The sequence below is a fragment of the Pseudomonas sp. SLBN-26 genome, from assembly GCF_006715895.1.
Taxonomy (GTDB): Bacteria; Pseudomonadota; Gammaproteobacteria; order Pseudomonadales; family Pseudomonadaceae; genus Metapseudomonas; species Metapseudomonas otitidis.
In genome coordinates, this window is the sequence record NZ_VFOB01000001.1 from 5,380,940 (window position 1) to 5,397,093 (window position 16,154).

At 66.8% G+C, this 16,154-nt stretch carries 12 protein-coding genes; 9 read left to right on the forward strand and 3 right to left on the reverse strand.

The genetic code is table 11. The annotated features are described in order from the left end of the window. Positions 1 to 61 precede the first annotated feature (61 nt). The gene (locus FBY21_RS24985; RefSeq protein WP_142014591.1) at positions 62 to 1,237 is read right to left on the reverse strand and encodes an acetyl-CoA C-acyltransferase; all 1,176 of its coding nucleotides are present in this window, start codon (positions 1,235 to 1,237) and stop codon (positions 62 to 64) included. Positions 1,238 to 1,416: 179 nt separating this feature from the next. On the opposite strand from FBY21_RS24985, the gene FBY21_RS24990 reads away from it, so the two are divergent. The 4 genes from FBY21_RS24990 to FBY21_RS25005 all read left to right on the forward strand — a co-directional run bounded on the left by FBY21_RS24990 (position 1,417) and on the right by FBY21_RS25005 (position 9,572). Then, a complete protein-coding gene (locus tag FBY21_RS24990) occupies positions 1,417 to 3,099 on the forward strand; it encodes a fatty acid--CoA ligase (RefSeq protein ID WP_142014594.1) in 1,683 nt (560 codons plus the stop codon). Positions 3,100 to 3,350: 251 nt separating this feature from the next. Further along, positions 3,351 to 5,294 (forward strand): DUF1302 domain-containing protein, encoded by a 1,944-nt coding sequence (locus tag FBY21_RS24995; protein ID WP_142014598.1) that lies wholly within the window; start codon positions 3,351 to 3,353, stop codon positions 5,292 to 5,294. Between the two features lie 26 nt (positions 5,295 to 5,320). Further along, positions 5,321 to 6,688: a DUF1329 domain-containing protein gene (locus FBY21_RS25000; RefSeq protein ID WP_044403267.1), complete on the forward strand. Its 1,368-nt coding sequence runs from the start codon at positions 5,321 to 5,323 to the stop codon at positions 6,686 to 6,688. Between the two features lie 148 nt (positions 6,689 to 6,836). Beyond that, the gene (locus tag FBY21_RS25005) at positions 6,837 to 9,572 is read left to right on the forward strand and encodes a LuxR C-terminal-related transcriptional regulator (RefSeq protein ID WP_142014603.1); all 2,736 of its coding nucleotides are present in this window, start codon (positions 6,837 to 6,839) and stop codon (positions 9,570 to 9,572) included. Here FBY21_RS25005 and FBY21_RS25010 read toward each other — a convergent pair. Continuing rightward, positions 9,561 to 10,427 carry a hypothetical protein gene (locus FBY21_RS25010; RefSeq protein ID WP_142014606.1) on the reverse strand — a complete coding sequence of 289 codons (867 nt, stop codon included), beginning with the start codon at positions 10,425 to 10,427 and terminating at the stop codon, positions 9,561 to 9,563. The two genes, FBY21_RS25005 and FBY21_RS25010, sit on opposite strands and share 12 nt — an antisense overlap. Positions 10,428 to 10,511: 84 nt before the next feature. On the opposite strand from FBY21_RS25010, the gene FBY21_RS25015 reads away from it, so the two are divergent. Both FBY21_RS25015 and FBY21_RS25020 read left to right on the forward strand, forming a co-directional pair. Continuing rightward, positions 10,512 to 11,183 (forward strand): TetR/AcrR family transcriptional regulator, encoded by a 672-nt coding sequence (locus FBY21_RS25015; protein WP_142014610.1) that lies wholly within the window; start codon positions 10,512 to 10,514, stop codon positions 11,181 to 11,183. A gap of 81 nt (positions 11,184 to 11,264) precedes the next feature. Next, a complete protein-coding gene (locus FBY21_RS25020; protein ID WP_044403277.1) occupies positions 11,265 to 12,206 on the forward strand; it encodes an alpha/beta fold hydrolase in 942 nt (313 codons plus the stop codon). Positions 12,207 to 12,551: 345 nt separating this feature from the next. On the opposite strand, the gene FBY21_RS25025 is transcribed toward FBY21_RS25020, so the two are convergent. After that, entirely contained in the window at positions 12,552 to 13,385 is an 834-nt protein-coding gene (locus FBY21_RS25025) for a metal-dependent hydrolase (protein ID WP_069562277.1), read from the reverse strand. 123 nt (positions 13,386 to 13,508) lie between these two features. Between FBY21_RS25025 and FBY21_RS25030 the strand changes: the two genes are divergently transcribed. From FBY21_RS25030 to FBY21_RS25040, 3 genes are all read left to right on the forward strand, one after another. Then, positions 13,509 to 14,528 carry an AraC family transcriptional regulator gene (locus tag FBY21_RS25030; protein WP_044411487.1) on the forward strand — a complete coding sequence of 340 codons (1,020 nt, stop codon included), beginning with the start codon at positions 13,509 to 13,511 and terminating at the stop codon, positions 14,526 to 14,528. A 45-nt stretch (positions 14,529 to 14,573) separates the two neighbouring features. After that, a complete protein-coding gene (locus FBY21_RS25035; protein WP_107330948.1) occupies positions 14,574 to 15,215 on the forward strand; it encodes an MBL fold metallo-hydrolase in 642 nt (213 codons plus the stop codon). A gap of 81 nt (positions 15,216 to 15,296) precedes the next feature. Beyond that, a complete protein-coding gene (locus tag FBY21_RS25040; protein ID WP_142014614.1) occupies positions 15,297 to 15,995 on the forward strand; it encodes an OmpA family protein in 699 nt (232 codons plus the stop codon). The last annotated feature ends 159 nt before the right edge of the window (positions 15,996 to 16,154 follow it).

Here is a 16,154-nt window from a genome sequence, read left to right on the forward strand (position 1 = left end):
AATGAAAAGGGGCTCCCGGACGTTGGTCCGGGAGCCCCTTCTGGTTGGCCGCGCGGGCGGGTTACAGCAGTTCCACCGCCACCGCAGTGGCTTCGCCACCGCCGATGCACAGCGAGGCGACGCCGCGCTTGCCGCCCTTGTTACGAAGGGCGTTGATCAGGGTGAGGATGATGCGCGAGCCGGTGGAGCCCACCGGGTGGCCCTGGGCGCAGGCGCCGCCGTAGACGTTGACCTTGGCGTGGTCGAGGCCGTGTTCGCGCATGGCGAGCATGGTGACCATGGCGAAGGCTTCGTTGATCTCGAACAGGTCCACGTCGTCCTTGCTCCAGCCGGTCTTCCTGAACAGGTTGGTCATGGCGCCGATGGGGGCGAGGGTGAATTCGCTCGGGTCCTGGCTCTGGGTGGCGTGGCCGACGATCTTCGCCAGGGGCTTGAGGCCACGGCGCTGGGCTTCCTCGGCGGTCATCAGTACCAGGGCGCTGGCGCCGTCGGAGATGGAGCTGGCGTTGGCGGCGGTGATGGTGCCGTCCTTGCGGAAGGCCGGGCGCAGGGTCGGGATCTTGTCGAGGTTGGCGGTCAGCGGCTGCTCGTCGTCCTTCACCAGGGTCTCGCCCTTGCGGGTGGTGACGGTGACCGGGACGATCTCGGCGGCGAGGGCACCCTCGGCGATGGCGGCCTGGGCGCGCTTGAGGGACTCGATGGCGTAGGCGTCCATCTCCTCGCGGGTGATGTTGTACGTGTCGGCGGTCTCCTGGGCGAAGGAGCCCATGAGGCGACCGGTGCGGGCGTCTTCCAGGCCGTCGAGGAACATGTGGTCCTTGATCTCGCCGTGGCCCATGCGCAGGCCGGTGCGGGCCTTCTCCAGCACGTAGGGGGCGTTGGACATGCTCTCCATGCCGCCGGCGACCATGACGCTGTTGGTGCCGGCCTTGAGCAGGTCGTGGGCCAGCATCACGGCCTTCATGCCGGAGCCGCAGAGCTTGTTGATGGTGGTGCAGCCGGTGGCGGCGGGCAGGCCGGCGTTCAGGGACGCCTGGCGGGCCGGGCCCTGCTTGAGGCCGGCGGGCAGCACGCAACCCATGATCACTTCCTGCACATCGGCGGCCTCGATTCCGGCGCGGGCCACGGCCTCACGGATGGCCAGGGCGCCCAGGTCGACGGCGGACACACCGGCGAGGCTGCCCTGGAAACCGCCCATGGGGGTGCGGGCGCCGCTGACGATTACGATCTCGGACATCTTCTTGATTCCTCTGTGGAGACAGGCCGCGACCGGCCGGGTGGGGCGATTCTATCTCGTGACCGGAAGTGGCCAAAGGGTCACGTGGCAAATCATTCTTTTGACTGATTGAGGCCTCGACGGAGGGCTCTAGAGTGCGCATGACTACATGAAACCCCTTTGTACGCAGGTGCTTTCCCATGGTGCAGACCCGAGTCATCAAACCGGCCGACAACGCCTACACCTACCCCTTGCTGATCAAGCGTCTGCTGCTCTCCGGCAGCCGCTACGAGAAGACCCGGGAAATCGTCTACCGCGACCAGGTGCGCTACAGCTACGCCACCTTCGTCGAGCGCGTGGCGCGCCTGGCCAACGTGTTGACCGAGGCCGGTGTGAAGGCCGGCGACACCGTGGCGGTGATGGACTGGGACAGCCACCGCTACCTGGAGTGCATGTTCGCCATCCCGATGATCGGCGCGGTGCTGCACACCATCAACATCCGCCTCTCGCCGGACCAGATCCTCTACACCATGAACCACGCGGAGGACCGCTTCGTGCTGGTCAACAGCGAGTTCGTGCCGATCTACAAGGCCATCGAAGGCCAGCTGACCACGGTGGAGAAGACCCTGCTGCTGACCGACGCGGCCGACAAGCGCGCCGACCTGCCGAACCTCGTCGGCGAGTACGAGACGCTGATGGCCGTCGCCAGCCCCCGTTACGCCTTCCCGGATTTCGACGAGGATTCCGTCGCCACCACCTTCTATACGACCGGCACCACCGGCAACCCGAAGGGGGTGTACTTCACCCACCGGCAACTGGTGCTGCACACCCTGTCCATGGCCTCCACCATCGGCGCGCTGGACAGCATCCGCCTGATGGGCACCGACGACGTCTACATGCCCATCACCCCGATGTTCCACGTACACGCCTGGGGCGTGCCCTACGTGGCCACCATGCTGGGGGTGAAGCAGGTCTACCCGGGGCGCTACGAGCCGGAGATGCTCTGCCGGCTGATCCGCGAGGAGAAGGTGACCTTCTCCCACTGCGTGCCCACCATCCTGCAGATGATGCTCAACACCCCGAGCGCCCAGGGCCATGACTTCGGCGGGCTCAAGGTGATCATCGGCGGCAGCGCGCTGAACCGCGCCCTGTACGAAGCCGCCAAGGCGCGGGGCATCCAGCTCACCGCGGCCTACGGCATGTCCGAGACCTGCCCGCTGATCTCCGTCGCCCACCTCAACGAGGAACTGCGTGCCGGCAGCGAAGACGAGCGCACCACCTACCGCATCAAGGCCGGTGTGCCGGTGCCGCTGGTGGAGGCGGCCATCATGGACGCCGAGGGCCACCTGCTGCCGGTGGATGGCGAAACCCAGGGCGAGCTGGTGCTGCGCGCACCCTGGCTGACCCAGGGCTACTTCAACGAGCTGCAGAAGAGCGAGGAGCTGTGGGAGCACGGCTGGCTGCACACCGGTGACGTGGCGACCCTGGACGGCATGGGCTTCATCGACATCCGCGACCGCATCAAGGACGTGATCAAGACCGGGGGCGAGTGGATCTCCTCCCTGGAGCTGGAGGATCTGGTCAGCCGCCATCCGGCGGTGCGCGAGGTGGCGGTGGTCGGTGTGCCCGATCCGCAGTGGGGCGAGCGCCCGTTCGCACTGCTGGTGGTCCGCGACGGCTGCGCCCTGGATGCGAAGGAACTGAAGGAGCACCTCAAGCCCTTCGTGGAGCAGGGCCACATCAACAAGTGGGCCATTCCCAGCCAGATCGCCGTTGTTACTGAAATTCCCAAGACCAGCGTGGGCAAACTGGACAAGAAACGTATCCGCGCCGACATCGCCCAATGGCAGGCCTCCGGCAGCGCCTTCCTCTCCGCCCTCTGACCCACCCTTGGGTCGGGCCGAAAGGCCCGGCCCAGCCACCAAGCAAACGCTTGGCCCAGTGATTGCGGCCTCTTGCCGCGTCACCCCCGCCTTTACCTATCGCTACTTCGGTCTAGTCTTCAAACCTGCGAGCCAGAGCGACTCGGGCCGTACGCAGGGCAGCAAATCACACTTTAGAGGGATCAAGCGGTATAGCCCGCTGGCTATAGTCCGCTCATTCCATAACAAAAAACACACATGGAGTAGCGTCGATGACAACAACTAGAAAACCCATCTGGCGACTGGCGCGGCTGCCCGTAGCCGTCAGCCTCGCATCCACCCTCGCCGCTCCGGCATTCGGCGTGACCTTCAACATCGGTGAGATCGAGGGGCAGTTCGACTCGTCGCTGTCCGTGGGGGCCAGCTGGTCCATGGCCAGCCCGGACAAGGACCTGATCGGCGTGAACAATGGCGGTCGCGGCCTGTCGCAGACCTCCGACGACTCGCACCTGAACTTCAAGCGCGGCGAGACCTTCTCGAAGATCTTCAAGGGCATCCACGACCTGGAGCTGAAGTATGGGGATACCGGCGTCTTCGTTCGTGGCAAGTACTGGTACGACTTCGAGCTGAAGGACGAGAGCCGCCTGTTCAAGGACATCGATGACAGCAACCGCAAGGAAGGCGCCCAGTCCTCTGGCGGCCAGATCCTCGACGCCTTCATCTACCACAACTACAACATTGCCGACCTGCCGGGCTCCGTGCGCCTGGGCAAGCAGGTGGTGAGCTGGGGTGAGAGCACCTTCATCCAGAACGGTATCAACTCGATCAACCCGATCGATGTTTCCGCGTTCCGTCGCCCAGGTGCGGAGGTCAAGGAAGGCCTGATTCCGGTCAACATGTTCTATGTGTCCCAGAGCCTGACCGAGAACCTGTCGGTTGAAGCGTTCTACCAACTGGAATGGGACCAAACCGTCACCGACAACTGCGGGACGTTCTTCGCGCAACCGGACATCGTTGCAGACGGTTGCACAAACAATCTTGCTGTACTTTCCAATAACCCCCTGGCTGCTGCTGGGGTGAATGCGCGTCCTCAGATGGCCAACTATCGGGTAAGGCAGACTTCTGAAGGCATTGTTGTACCTCGTGGCGGTGACCGCGATGCGCGTGACGATGGCCAGTGGGGCACTGCATTCCGCTACTTCTCGGATGCCTTGGATACCGAGTTTGGCGCCTACTTCATGAACTACCACAGCCGTACGCCGATCTTCAGTGGTACGGGGGCCAGCCCGGCGGCTTTCAATGCGATCCGCAGTGCCGTGCTGGCGGGGATGCCGGCATCCCTGGCACCTGTTGCTGTCGCAGGCAATAGCCAGTACTTCATGGAGTACCCCGAGGACATTCGTCTCTACGGTCTGAGTTTCTCCACCACCCTTCCCACGGGAACCGCGTGGAGTGGCGAGTTGAGCTATCGCCCCAATGCGCCTGTGCAGCTCAACTCCACGGACGTGCTCTATGCCGGCCTCAAACCACTGGGTGATCTGGCAACCATCGGCGGCGCTTTCACCGCTGCGGGTATCAAGAACATCTCGGTATTGAATGGTGCTCCTGGGCAGGATCTGCACGGTTACCGCCGTAAGGAAATCACCCAGTTCCAGACCACCTTCACCCACTTCTTTGATCAAGTAATGGGTGCTGAGCGCCTGACCCTCGTTGGCGAGGTAGGCGTGGTGCACGTAGGAGGATTGGAGAGCACCAGCAAGGCCCGTTATGGGCGTGATCCGATATTCGGGCCCGGGCCGCTGCCTGGCAATTACACCGTCACCACGCCGGGTATAGCTGGCACGTATCCCGCCTGCCAAGGCCTGAACGTGAGCACGCTGGGGTCTACCAGTGCTGCCAACGTCAGCAAGTACTGCGAGAACGATGGTTTCGTGACCAGCACTGCCTGGGGTTATCGCGCTCGTGCCATCTGGGATTACAACGACGTTTTTGCCGGTATCAACCTGAAGCCCAACGTGGCCTGGTCTCACGACGTGCATGGCTATGGTCCGAATGGCTCCTTCACCGAAGGCGCCAAGGCCGTGAGCCTGGGCATGGATGCCGAGTACCAGAACACCTACACCGCCAGCCTCAGCTACACCGACTTCTTCGGCGGCAAGTACAACACCCTGACTGACCGCGACTTCCTCGCGCTCAGCTTCGGCATGAACTTCTAAGCGGCTCCGGAAGACAAGGACTCACCATGAAAACAACAAAGACTCTTCTGCAAACCGGTGCCCTGGCGCTGTCGCTGCTGGCCTCCGCCGTCATGGCGGCGGTGCCGGCCGACGAGGCGGCCAAGCTGGGCACCAGCCTGACCCCGCTGGGCGCGGAGAAGGCCGGCAATGCCGATGGCAGCATCCCCGAGTGGACCGGCGGCCTGCCGCAGAACGCCGGTGCGGTGGACGACAAGGGCTTCCTCGCCGACCCCTTCGCCAGCGAGAAGCCGCTGTTCACCATCACCGCGCAGAACGTGGACCAGTACAAGGACAAGCTGACCCCCGGCCAGTACGCCATGTTCAAGCGCTACCCGGACTCCTACAAGATGCCGGTGTTCCCCTCCCACCGTTCGGCCACCGTGCCGGCTGACGTGATCGCCGCCGCCAAGGCCAACGCCTCTGCCACCAAGCTGGTGGAAGGCGGTAACGGCCTGGAGAACTTCAAGACCGCCAACCCGTTCCCGATCCCGCAGAACGGCCTGGAAGCGATCTGGAACCACATCACCCGCTACCGCGGTGGCAGCGTGCGTCGCCTGGTGACCCAGGCCACCCCGCAGCCCAACGGCTCCTACAGCCTGGTGTACTTCCAGGACGAGTTCACCTTCCGCGACAAGCTGAAGGACTACGACCCGAGCAAGCCCAGCAACGTGCTGTTCTACTTCAAGCAGCGCGTGACGGCGCCCTCGCGCCTGGCCGGTAACGTGCTGCTGGTGCACGAGACCCTCAACCAGGTGAAGGAGCCGCGCCTGGCGTGGCTGTACAACGCCGGCCAGCGCCGCGTCCGTCGTGCACCGCAGGTGTCCTACGACGGCCCGGGTACCGCTGCCGACGGCCTGCGTACGTCCGACAACTTCGACATGTACAACGGCGCGCCCGACCGCTACGACTGGAAGCTGGAAGGCAAGAAGGAGATCTACATCCCCTACAACAGCTACCGCCTCGACTCGCCGAAGCTGAAGTACGACGACATCATCAAGGCCGGCCACATCAACCAGGACCTGGCCCGCTACGAGCTGCACCGCGTGTGGCACGTTGTCGCCACTCTGAAGCCGGGCGAGCGCCACATCTACGCCAAGCGTGACTTCTACATCGACGAAGACACCTGGCAAGCCGCTGCCATCGACCATTACGACGGCCGTGGCACCCTGTGGCGCGTCGCCGAGGCCCATGCCGAGTACTACTACGACAAGCAGGTGCCCTGGTACGCCGTGGAAACCCTGTACGACCTGCTCTCCGGCCGCTACCTGGCCCTGGGCATGAAGAACGAGGAGAAGCAGTCCTACGACTTCAACTACAGCGCTTCCGAGAGCGACTACACCCCGGCCGCCCTGCGTCAGGCAGGCGTTCGCTGATCCTGTAGGACGTTGTAAAAAAAGCCGGCCCTCGGGCCGGCTTTTTCTTGTCCATGATTTCCCCGGGTACTTCAAATGAATCGGCCGAGGGGATAGGCTGCCACCACGTCCACGCCCCCGCGGCATAACCATTACTAGAAGCCGGGTGATGACAGACCTTTCCAGTTCGCGGTCCTTCGCGCCCACTGCCATGCCGGTGGTGGGCGAACGCTTCTTCCGACCTCCGTTGCCGGCCGGACACCTGTCCCGCCCCCGTCTGTGTGACCGCCTGGTCGACGGGCTTTCTGGCCGCCTGCTGCTGGTCAGCGCCCCGGCCGGGTTCGGCAAGAGTTCCCTGGCCATCGAGTTCTGCGAAGGGTTGCCCGAGGCCTGGCGCACCCTGTGGCTCGGGCTCGGGCGTCGGGACAACGACCCCGGACGCTTCCTCGAACGCCTGCTCGACGGCCTGCGCCAGCTCCTGCCCGGTCTGGGCGAGGAGGCCATGGGCCTGCTGAAGCTGCGCCAGCGCCACCAGCCCTTCGCCTTCGAGCAATGGATCGACGGCCTGCTGGACGAACTCTCCGCCCGGCTCGACCCCCGCCAGCCCGTGCTGCTGGTGCTGGATGACTACCACCTGGCCCAGGGTGCTGTGCTTGACCGCTGCCTGCAGTTCGTCCTCAACCACCTGCCCGCCGGTCTGGTGCTGCTGGTGACCAGCCGCCAGCGCCCGGACTGGCACCTGGCGCGCCTGCGCCTGTCGCGGCAACTGGTGGAACTCAACGAGCAGGACCTGCGCCTGACCGAGGCGGAGAGCGCCGCACTGCTCCAGGCCCAGGGTGTCGAGCTGGAGGGCGCCGGCCTCGAACACCTGCTGTCTCGCAGCGAAGGCTGGGCCGCCGGCCTGCGCCTGTGGCTGCTGGCCAGCCAGGACGAAGGCGACACCCAGGCCCTGGCCCGTGGCCCCCACGGTGACGAAGGCTTGATTCGCGACTACCTGCTGGAAGAGGTGATCGAACGGCAGGGAGCGGACATCCAGGCCTTCCTTTATGACACCGCCTGCCTCGACCGCTTCTGTGCCGAACTCTGCGACGCCGTGCGCGACAGCCACGACAGCGCCGCGCTGCTCCAGCAGCTGCAGGCCAACCAGGTGTTCCTTGTCCCGCTGGACGAGCACGGCCGCTGGTTCCGTTACCACCACCTGTTCTCCGACCTGCTGCGGGCGCGGCCGACCGGGGCCGGCAGCCTGCCCCAGGCCAGCCTGCACCTGCGCGCCTGCCGCTGGTTCAGCGCCCAGGGGTTGCTGGACGAGGCCATCGAACAGGCCCTGCGCGCCGGCCAGCCCGACGTGGCCGCCAGCCTGGTGCAGAACCTCTCCGAGGAGCAGCTGCTGGCCGAGCAGAACATCGCCATGCTGCTGCGCTGGAAGATGGACCTGCCCGACAGCCTGCTGGTCAGCACCCCGCGGCTGATCATGCTCTACAGCCTGGCGCTGGCCCTGGCCTGCCAGCTGGATGCCGCCGAGGAGCTGGGCGCACAGCTGGCGCGCTTCCTGCCCGCGCCCAGCGCCCAGGCCCAGCAGAACCTGCTGTCCCAGTGGCTCGCCCTGAGCGGTGTCATCGCCCGGGGGCGCGGCGACATCGACCTGGCCGAGCGTCACTGCGCCGAAGCGGTCGCCACCCTCAGCCCTGAGCGCTATGGCCAGCGCCTGCTGTGCCTGTCGACCCTGGCCAACATCGCCGTTGTGCGCGGCGACCTGTGGCGTGCCCGTGGCCTGAACCGGGATGCCCTGGAGCTGGCCCAGCGCATCGGCAACCCGCTGTTCGAAGCCGTCGCCCACTACGACCGCTCGCGCCTGCTGCACGCCCGGGGCGAGGTGCACCGGGCCTACCTGGAAGTGCAGTTGGGCCTCGATTGCCTGCGCGACCTGTCACCCCAGCGCCACTACGCGGCGCGGGCACGGCTGATGATGTACGAGGGCTACCTGCTGGCCCAGCGCCTGCAGCCCGAGGCAGCGCGCAGCCGCCTGCTCGCCGGGATCGCCGAAGCCCGCGCCTGTCGCGACATCAGCCTGCTCACCGGCTACGCCGTGCTGGCCAGCCTGGAAGGGCGCGAAGGCCGCTTCGCCGCCGCCTTCGCCCTGCTCGCCGAGGCCGAGCGGCTGATGCACATCTGGGACATTCCCCCGGTCTACTACCTGGCCATGGCCACCCTGGTGAAGTGCGAGCTGTGGTTGGCCCAGGGGCAACTGGAACTGGCCAATGCCTGGCTGGTGCGGCTGTCGGAAACCTACGGCGGCGAGCAGCCGGCCGCCGCACCGGAGTTCCACCCGCAGTTGCCGATGTACGTCGAATTGCAGCAGGCCGCCCTGGCCCGGGTGGAGGGGCGTGCCGCCGAGGCCGAGCGTCGCCTGCGGGCCCTGGCACTGCGCGCCCGGGAAGCCGGGGCGCTGCTGTTGGCCCAGTTCGCGCAAGTCGCGCTGGTGCACCTGCTGCTGGAAATGGGCAAGGAGCGTGACGCGTCACTCGCCCTGGGCAGCGCGTTCGACGCCATGGCCGGCGGCGCCTTGCTGCCGTTCCACGTACTGCTGACCCAGCGCGGTGGCTGGCTGCGCGAGCAGATCGTCGCGCGCCCGGATGGCCCCCAGGCGACCCTGCTGGAACACCTCGGCGACTCGGCGGGCGACGCGCCTGGCGAGTCGCTGGGCAGCGGGGAAATGCTCAGCACCCGCGAGCTGGCGGTGCTGCAGCTGATTGCACAGGGCTGTTCCAACCAGGAGATCAGCGAGCGGCTGTTCATCTCGCTGCACACGGTGAAGACCCACGCCCGCCACATCAACGGCAAGCTCGGGGTCGAGCGGCGCACCCAGGCCGTGGCCCGGGCCAAGGCCCTGGGTCTATTGCGCTGAGGTTGCCGGCGGCGCGCTGAGGTCCAGGGCCGGTGCCGCCGGCTTGGTCTTCGGCGGCTGTGCCAGCTGTTTTTCCACATCCTGCTGGATGCCGGCCAGCACCGGCAGCAGGCTGCCCATGCTGGCGCGCACCTCGGGATAGGGGTGCTTCTCCGCCAGCTCGCCGACCCGTGCCAGCAACTGGGCGCGCACCTCGCTGCGCAGGTGGATGTACAGCTCCGGCAGTTGCTTGGCCAGTTCGGCGCCGTAGAGCACCAGGTCCTCGCGGTTGAACTGCTTGGTCAGGCCCAGGTAGTCCAGCGCGCTGGAGGTGAGCATGGCGGCGGCGTCCTTGGTCTCCTGCAGGCCCTGGAGGCGGATCGCGCTGGTCTGCTCGCTCTCCGAGAGGGTCATCCAGAACTCCACCGTCAGGGAGAACAGCACCGCCTGCTGGCGCAGGGAGTAGCTCATCAGCCCCAGGGCTTCGGCGCCGTAGGGTTGCTGCGGGGCCTTGAAGTCGAAGTACAGGCGCATCAGCTCCTTGAGGCGGAACAGCACCTCCCGCGCCTCGTTCTGGCGCAGCTCCAGCGGGGCGTAGATGTTCAGCTGCGGCTTGAAGTTCTCTTCATTGACCATGCGCTGGTAGATCGGCCCGGTGAACTCGCCGCTGCGGCGGGGCAGGGCGTTGGCCTGGGTCTTGTCGATGCGCTCCAGGGCCTCGATCAGCTGCTGGTACTCCGGGCTGCCCCAGGGGCGCTGCAGGTCCGGCAGTTTCTGCCCCAGGTAGTACAGGTCGGCGGCACCGGCCGGCAGGCACAGCACCAGCAAAAGGATGGCCAGCGGCCAGGGCAGGCGGCGTGATAGCGTCATCGGCATTCGGGTCCGGCGGGAAGGGGCGCGCCAAGAGTAGCGAGGCGGCGCAGCGCCGTCACCCGCGCCTTGGTTCGGTGAGGAGACGTGATGGAAGGGGGCGAGCGTGGGGCCGTTCTGGCGGTGTTCGAGGACCTCGGCGGCTACGGCGCCGTGGCGCGCCAGCAAGGGGAGGGCGGCGGTCCGCTGGTGGGGCACCTGCTGAAGACGAACATCCAGCTGGCGGCCATCCCGGTGTTCGCCCGCAAGGGCATCGACGACACCACGGTGAACGACCTGCTGGAGGCGGCGCGGGTGTCGCGGCGCACCTTCTACAAGCACTTCGCCAACAAGATGGATGTGCTGGCGTGCATCTACCAGACCTCGGTGGTGCTGCTGCTGGAACGCTTCCGCGCCCTGCGCGAAGCCAGCGGCAGCGACGAGGCCTGGCTGCGCGCCATGGTGCGCTGCTTCTTCGACTACCACCTGGCCGTCGGGCCGATCATCCGCCTGATGCAGGAGGAGGCCATGCGCAGCGGCTCGCCCCTGGCCAGCCACCGCCGGCGGGCCCATGAAGCGCTGGTGGCGCTGCTCGACGAACGCCTGCGGATCAGCGGGCCGGCCCTGGAGCCGCTCACCGGGCGGGCGCTGATCTGGGCGCTGGAGGCCGCCTCCCTCGACCTGCTCGCCAGCGCCGCGCCCCGTGCGCAGATCGAGCAGGCCACGGCGGTGCTCGGCGACCTGCTGATCACCGCCCTGCGCCCCCAGGGCGGGCCGGCGTGACACAACCTTAGGCTGGGCCACCGGCTCCGTGGGGGCGTGCTCTGATAAGGCACCGACAATAACAACCACGAGGTGCCTCCCATGACCGCCACCAGCCTGCCGATGATGCCCCCGCTGGCCGTCGGCGTTGCCCGCCTGGGCTTCGGTTCGCTGCCGCTCGACCGGCTCAAGTCCCGCTACGGCAACGCCGAATCCGGCTCGCGCTACATCGAACTGGACGGCTTCAACGTCCACTACCGCGACGAAGGCAGCCGGGACAAACCGGCGCTGGTGATGATCCACGGCGTGGTCGCCTCGCTGCACACCTGGGATGGCTGGGTGAAGGCCTTCGCGCCGCACTACCGGATCATCCGCTTCGACGTCCCCGGCTTCGGCCTGACCGGCCCCAAGCGCAGCGGTGACTACTCCGGCGAGCGCATGGTGCGCATCCTCGGCCTGCTGCTGGATCACCTGCGGGTGGACAAGGCCTCCATCGCCGGCAACTCCCTGGGCGGCTACATCGCCTGGAACTTCGCCCTGGCGCAGCCGCACCGGGTCAACCGCCTGGTGCTGGTGGACCCGGCCGGCTACCCGATGCGCAAGGTGCCCTGGATGATCGCCGCCGCCGCGCTGCCGGGCGCCACCGTGGCGATGCCGATGTGGATGCCCCGCGCGCTGATCGCCCAGGGCATCAAGGAGGTCTACGGCGAGCCGGGGCGGATCAAGCCCGGCGTGGTGGACCGCTACTACGACCTGACCCGCCGCCCCGGCAACCGCCGCGCGATGATGGAGATCTTCCGCGTGCTGCTGAAGGTCAACAAGGACGAGCTGGCAGGCACCCCCGAGCGCGTCGCCGCCCTCCAGGCGCCCACACTGCTGATGTGGGGCGAGCGCGACCGCTGGATCTCGCCCAGGCACGTACCCCTCTGGCAGCGCGACGTCCCGGGTATCCAGGTGCTCACCTACCCGGGCGTGGGGCACATCCCCATGGAAGAAATCCCCGAGCAGACGGCCGCCGATGCACTGCGGTTCCTGCAGGGCTGAGGCCCGAGCACAGCAACCAAGCGAGCGCCGCTCCCGCCTGTGGATAACACCCGGGAGCGGCGTTTTCGGTCAGGTATGTGGAGTAGTCGTCGCGCTGACGTAGGGGAGGCGTAGGGTGGGCTTCAGCCCACCGCGTTTCTCCAAGTGTTGCGCCGCCCCCCGGCAGCCCTGAGCAGAAGTCAGGGATTCGGCCGGGAGGGTGAAGCGGAAGGCATCAGCGATGCGCGGCAGTCAGTTGAACGTCGGGCGTGCCGTAGAAAGCGGTGGGCTGAAGCCCACCCTACAGGGCCTGGACCTGGAAACGACAACGGCCCCGAAGGGCCGTTGTGCATCACTGACGGCGGATCAGGCCGCTGCGGGCAGCCCGTCGAACTCTTCCCGGGTCTTGTACATCAGGTCCCGGTTGTCATGGATCCAGGGGTGGAAGCCTTTCTTGAAGAAGTCCATGTACGCCGGGATCAACTGGCGGAACATGCCGTTCTTGCCCCACATCCAGCTCAGGCCATCGCGCCAGACGCGCCAGTTCCACAGCAGGCCGTCGCGCTTGAGCATGTGGATCAACCCGCGGTGGGTATCGAGCATGAAGAAGAAGGTGCCCATGATCATCGCCCGGCGCAGCAGCTTGCGGCTGCCGCAGACCTGGTTGTAGACGTCGAAGGCCACCGCCTTGTGCTCCGTCTCTTCCAGGGCGTGCCAGCGCCACAGGCGGGCCAGGGTCGGGTGGGCACCGGCAATGTGTTCGGGGTGCTTGAGCAGGCCGTCCGCCATGATCGCGGTGATGTGCTCCAAGGCGGCCGTGGCGGCCAGTTGCCGGCGCGGCGAGAACTTCTTCTGGGTGTAGCGGATGCGCGCCTGGGCGCGGCGCTCGATGCGCCCCACGTCGTAACCCAGGTCGCGCAGTCGGGCGCTGTATTCCAGGTGTTCGCGGCTGTGGTGGCCTTCCTGGCCGATGAAGCCACGGATCTGCTCCTTCAGCACCGGGTCGGTGATCTCGTCGCGGAAGTGCCGCACCGAGTCGATGAAGAAGCGCTCGCCATCGGGAAAGAGCACCGACATGGCGTCGAACAGGTGGGTCTTGAAGGCATCGCCGCTGTGCCAGTGGCGGGGCATCGGATTGGGCAGGTCGAAATCCATGTGACGCGGGCGGATTACCAATCCTTCTGGGGTCGTGCTGGTCATGGGGACTCCCTGAGTCGGTTCAAACCACGCCCGCACTCTCGCTTGCGGGGCCTTGTCGGACAAGGTTATCTTCTGCCAATCGTCAGGTCATATCTGGCCACGGCCGACCCACAAGAAGAACCCATGAAACAGCCGCTGACCTTCTCCGCCGAGCTCGTTCCGGTTGCCTACGCCGAAGCCCTGCTGAGCCTGGCCGAAGAGCTGGGCGTTACCCGCGAGGCGCTGTTCAGCGCGGCCCGCGTGCGCCCGGAAGTGCTGCAGAGCCCCAATGCGCGGCTCTCCTTCGTCGACTTCAACCTGTTGGCCACCGCCGCCCTGGTGCAGTGCAACGAGCCTGCCCTGGGGCTGGTGCTGGGCCAGCGGCTGAACGTCTCCACCCACGGCATCCTCGGTTACGCGGTGCTTTCCAGCGCCAACCTCGGGCGGGCGCTGCAGTTCGCCATGAAGTACTACCGGGTGCTGGGCCTGGCCTATGAGCTGGAGCTGGTGGAGCAGGGCGACTGCCTGCGGCTGGAGGCCACCGAGTCCTTCCCCATGGGGCCGCTGGGGCGCTTCGCCGGTGAGGGCCTGCTGACCAGCTTCTGCACCATCGCCCGCTTCCTCGTCGCCGAGCCGCTGCTGGGGCTGCAGGTGGGCTTCGCCCACCCCGCGCCGGATTACGCCGAGCGCTACGAAGCGGTGTTCGGCGCGCCGGTGACCTTCGACCAGCCCTGCCACTGGATGACCCTGCCCACGCACTACCTCGACCGCCCCATGGCCCTGGCCAACCCGGCCACGGTGCAGATGTGCGAGCAGCAGTGCGAGGCCATCCTGGCCACCCTCGACGTTCAGGACGCCCTGCTGACCCGCGTGCGCCGCCTGCTGCTCACCCGCCCCGGCGACTTCCCCGACCTGGACAGCGCCGCCCGTGCCCTGCACACCAGTGGCCGCAGCCTGCGCCGGCACCTGGCGGCCATGGGCACCAGCTACCAGCAGGTGCTCGACGAAGTGCGCAAGGGCCTGGCCCTGCAGTACCTCACCACCACCCACCTGCCGCTGTTCGAGATCGCCGCGCTGCTGGGGTTCAGCGACCCCTCCAACTTCCGCCGCGCCTTCCGCAAATGGACGGGCAGGCTGCCGAGCGATTATCGTGCCGACCCTTGATCGACCCGCACCAGGCGCCGCAGAGCGCCGCCCCGGAGATGCCCGATGAACCCGTCCACCGCCCTGATCCGCGAAACCTTCCCCGTCGGCCCGTTGCAGTGCAACTGCACCCTGATCGGCGACCCGGTCAGCAAGAAGGCCATCGTCGTCGACCCAGGCGGCAACCATGAGCAGATCCTCGCCCGCCTGGAGGCCCATGGCCTGAAGCTGGTCAGCATCATCCACACCCACGCGCACCTGGATCACTTCCTCGCCTCCGGCGAGCTGAAGAAGGCCACCGGCGCCACCCTGCACCTGCACAAGGAAGACCAGTTCCTCTGGGACAACCTGGAGATGCAGTGCCGCATGTTCGGCGTGCCCTACAAGCCGGTGCCGGCCCCGGACCAGTGGCTGGCCGACGACGAGGAGCTGGCCTGTGGCTGTGGCGTGGCGCTGCACACGCCCGGACACACCCCCGGCTCCATGAGCTTCTGGTTCCCCGAGGCCAGGCTGCTGATCGCCGGCGACACCTTGTTCCGCCGGGGTATCGGCCGCACCGACCTGTGGGGCGGTGACTACGCCACCATCGAGCGCTCCATCAAGGGGCGGCTCTACACCCTGGACGAAGAGGCCACCGTGGTCACCGGTCACGGCCCCGACACCCGGCTGGGCGATGAAATGCGCGAAAACCCGTTCGTCCGGGCCTGAGCTACGGAATTTCCGCGAAGGGCCATGCTCTAATCTGACGGCAGTCCATCCGGTTGCCTGTCACACAGGAGTAGAGAGTCCATGTTCACCACGCGTCGCCTGATCGTCGCGGCCCTTGCCGTGGCCACTTTGTCAGGCTGTGCTTCGCAGAACCCCTATGAGAACCAGGGCCAGGCGCCCCGCCAGGGAATGAGCAAGACCGCCACCTATGGCGGCCTGGGCGCCCTGGCCGGTGCCGTCGCCGGTGCCGCCATCAACCACAAGAACCGGGGCAAGGGCGCGCTGATCGGCGCCGCGGTCGCCGGTGCGGCGGGCGCAGGCTACGGCTACTACGTCGACAAGCAGGAAGCGGAGCTGCGTCGCAGCATGGAAGGCACCGGCGTACAGGTTCAGCGCCAGGGCGACAGCATCAACCTGGTGATGCCCGGCAACATCACCTTCGCCACCAACTCGGCGGACATCGCCAGCAACTTCTATGGCCCGTTGAACAACCTCGCTTCGTCGTTCAAGCAGTACAACCAGAACAACATCGAGATCGTCGGCCACACCGACAGCACCGGCAGCCACCAGTACAACGTCAACCTGTCCCAGCTGCGCGCCCAGAGCGTGGCCAACTACCTGGTGGCCCAGGGGGTCGAACCGGGTCGGTTGTCTTCCCGTGGCATGGGGCCGGACCAGCCGGTCGCCAGCAACGCCACCGAAGCCGGCCGCTCGCAGAACCGTCGGGTGGAAATCAAGCTGACCCCCATCCCCGGTGCCCAGGCGCCCCAGCAGTACTGACCCCCTCCGGGCCTGATCCAGGCCTCCACTTCATGGCCTCGCGCACCCGCCCGGGATGGCGCCGCCGGGGCCTGAAGTGTCCGCTTCCCGAGCGACGTGTCCCCCGGTTTTCCTGCGGCATTTTCCGGCGTGCCGTCGGCCGCTGCCTGCCGTCCGTCG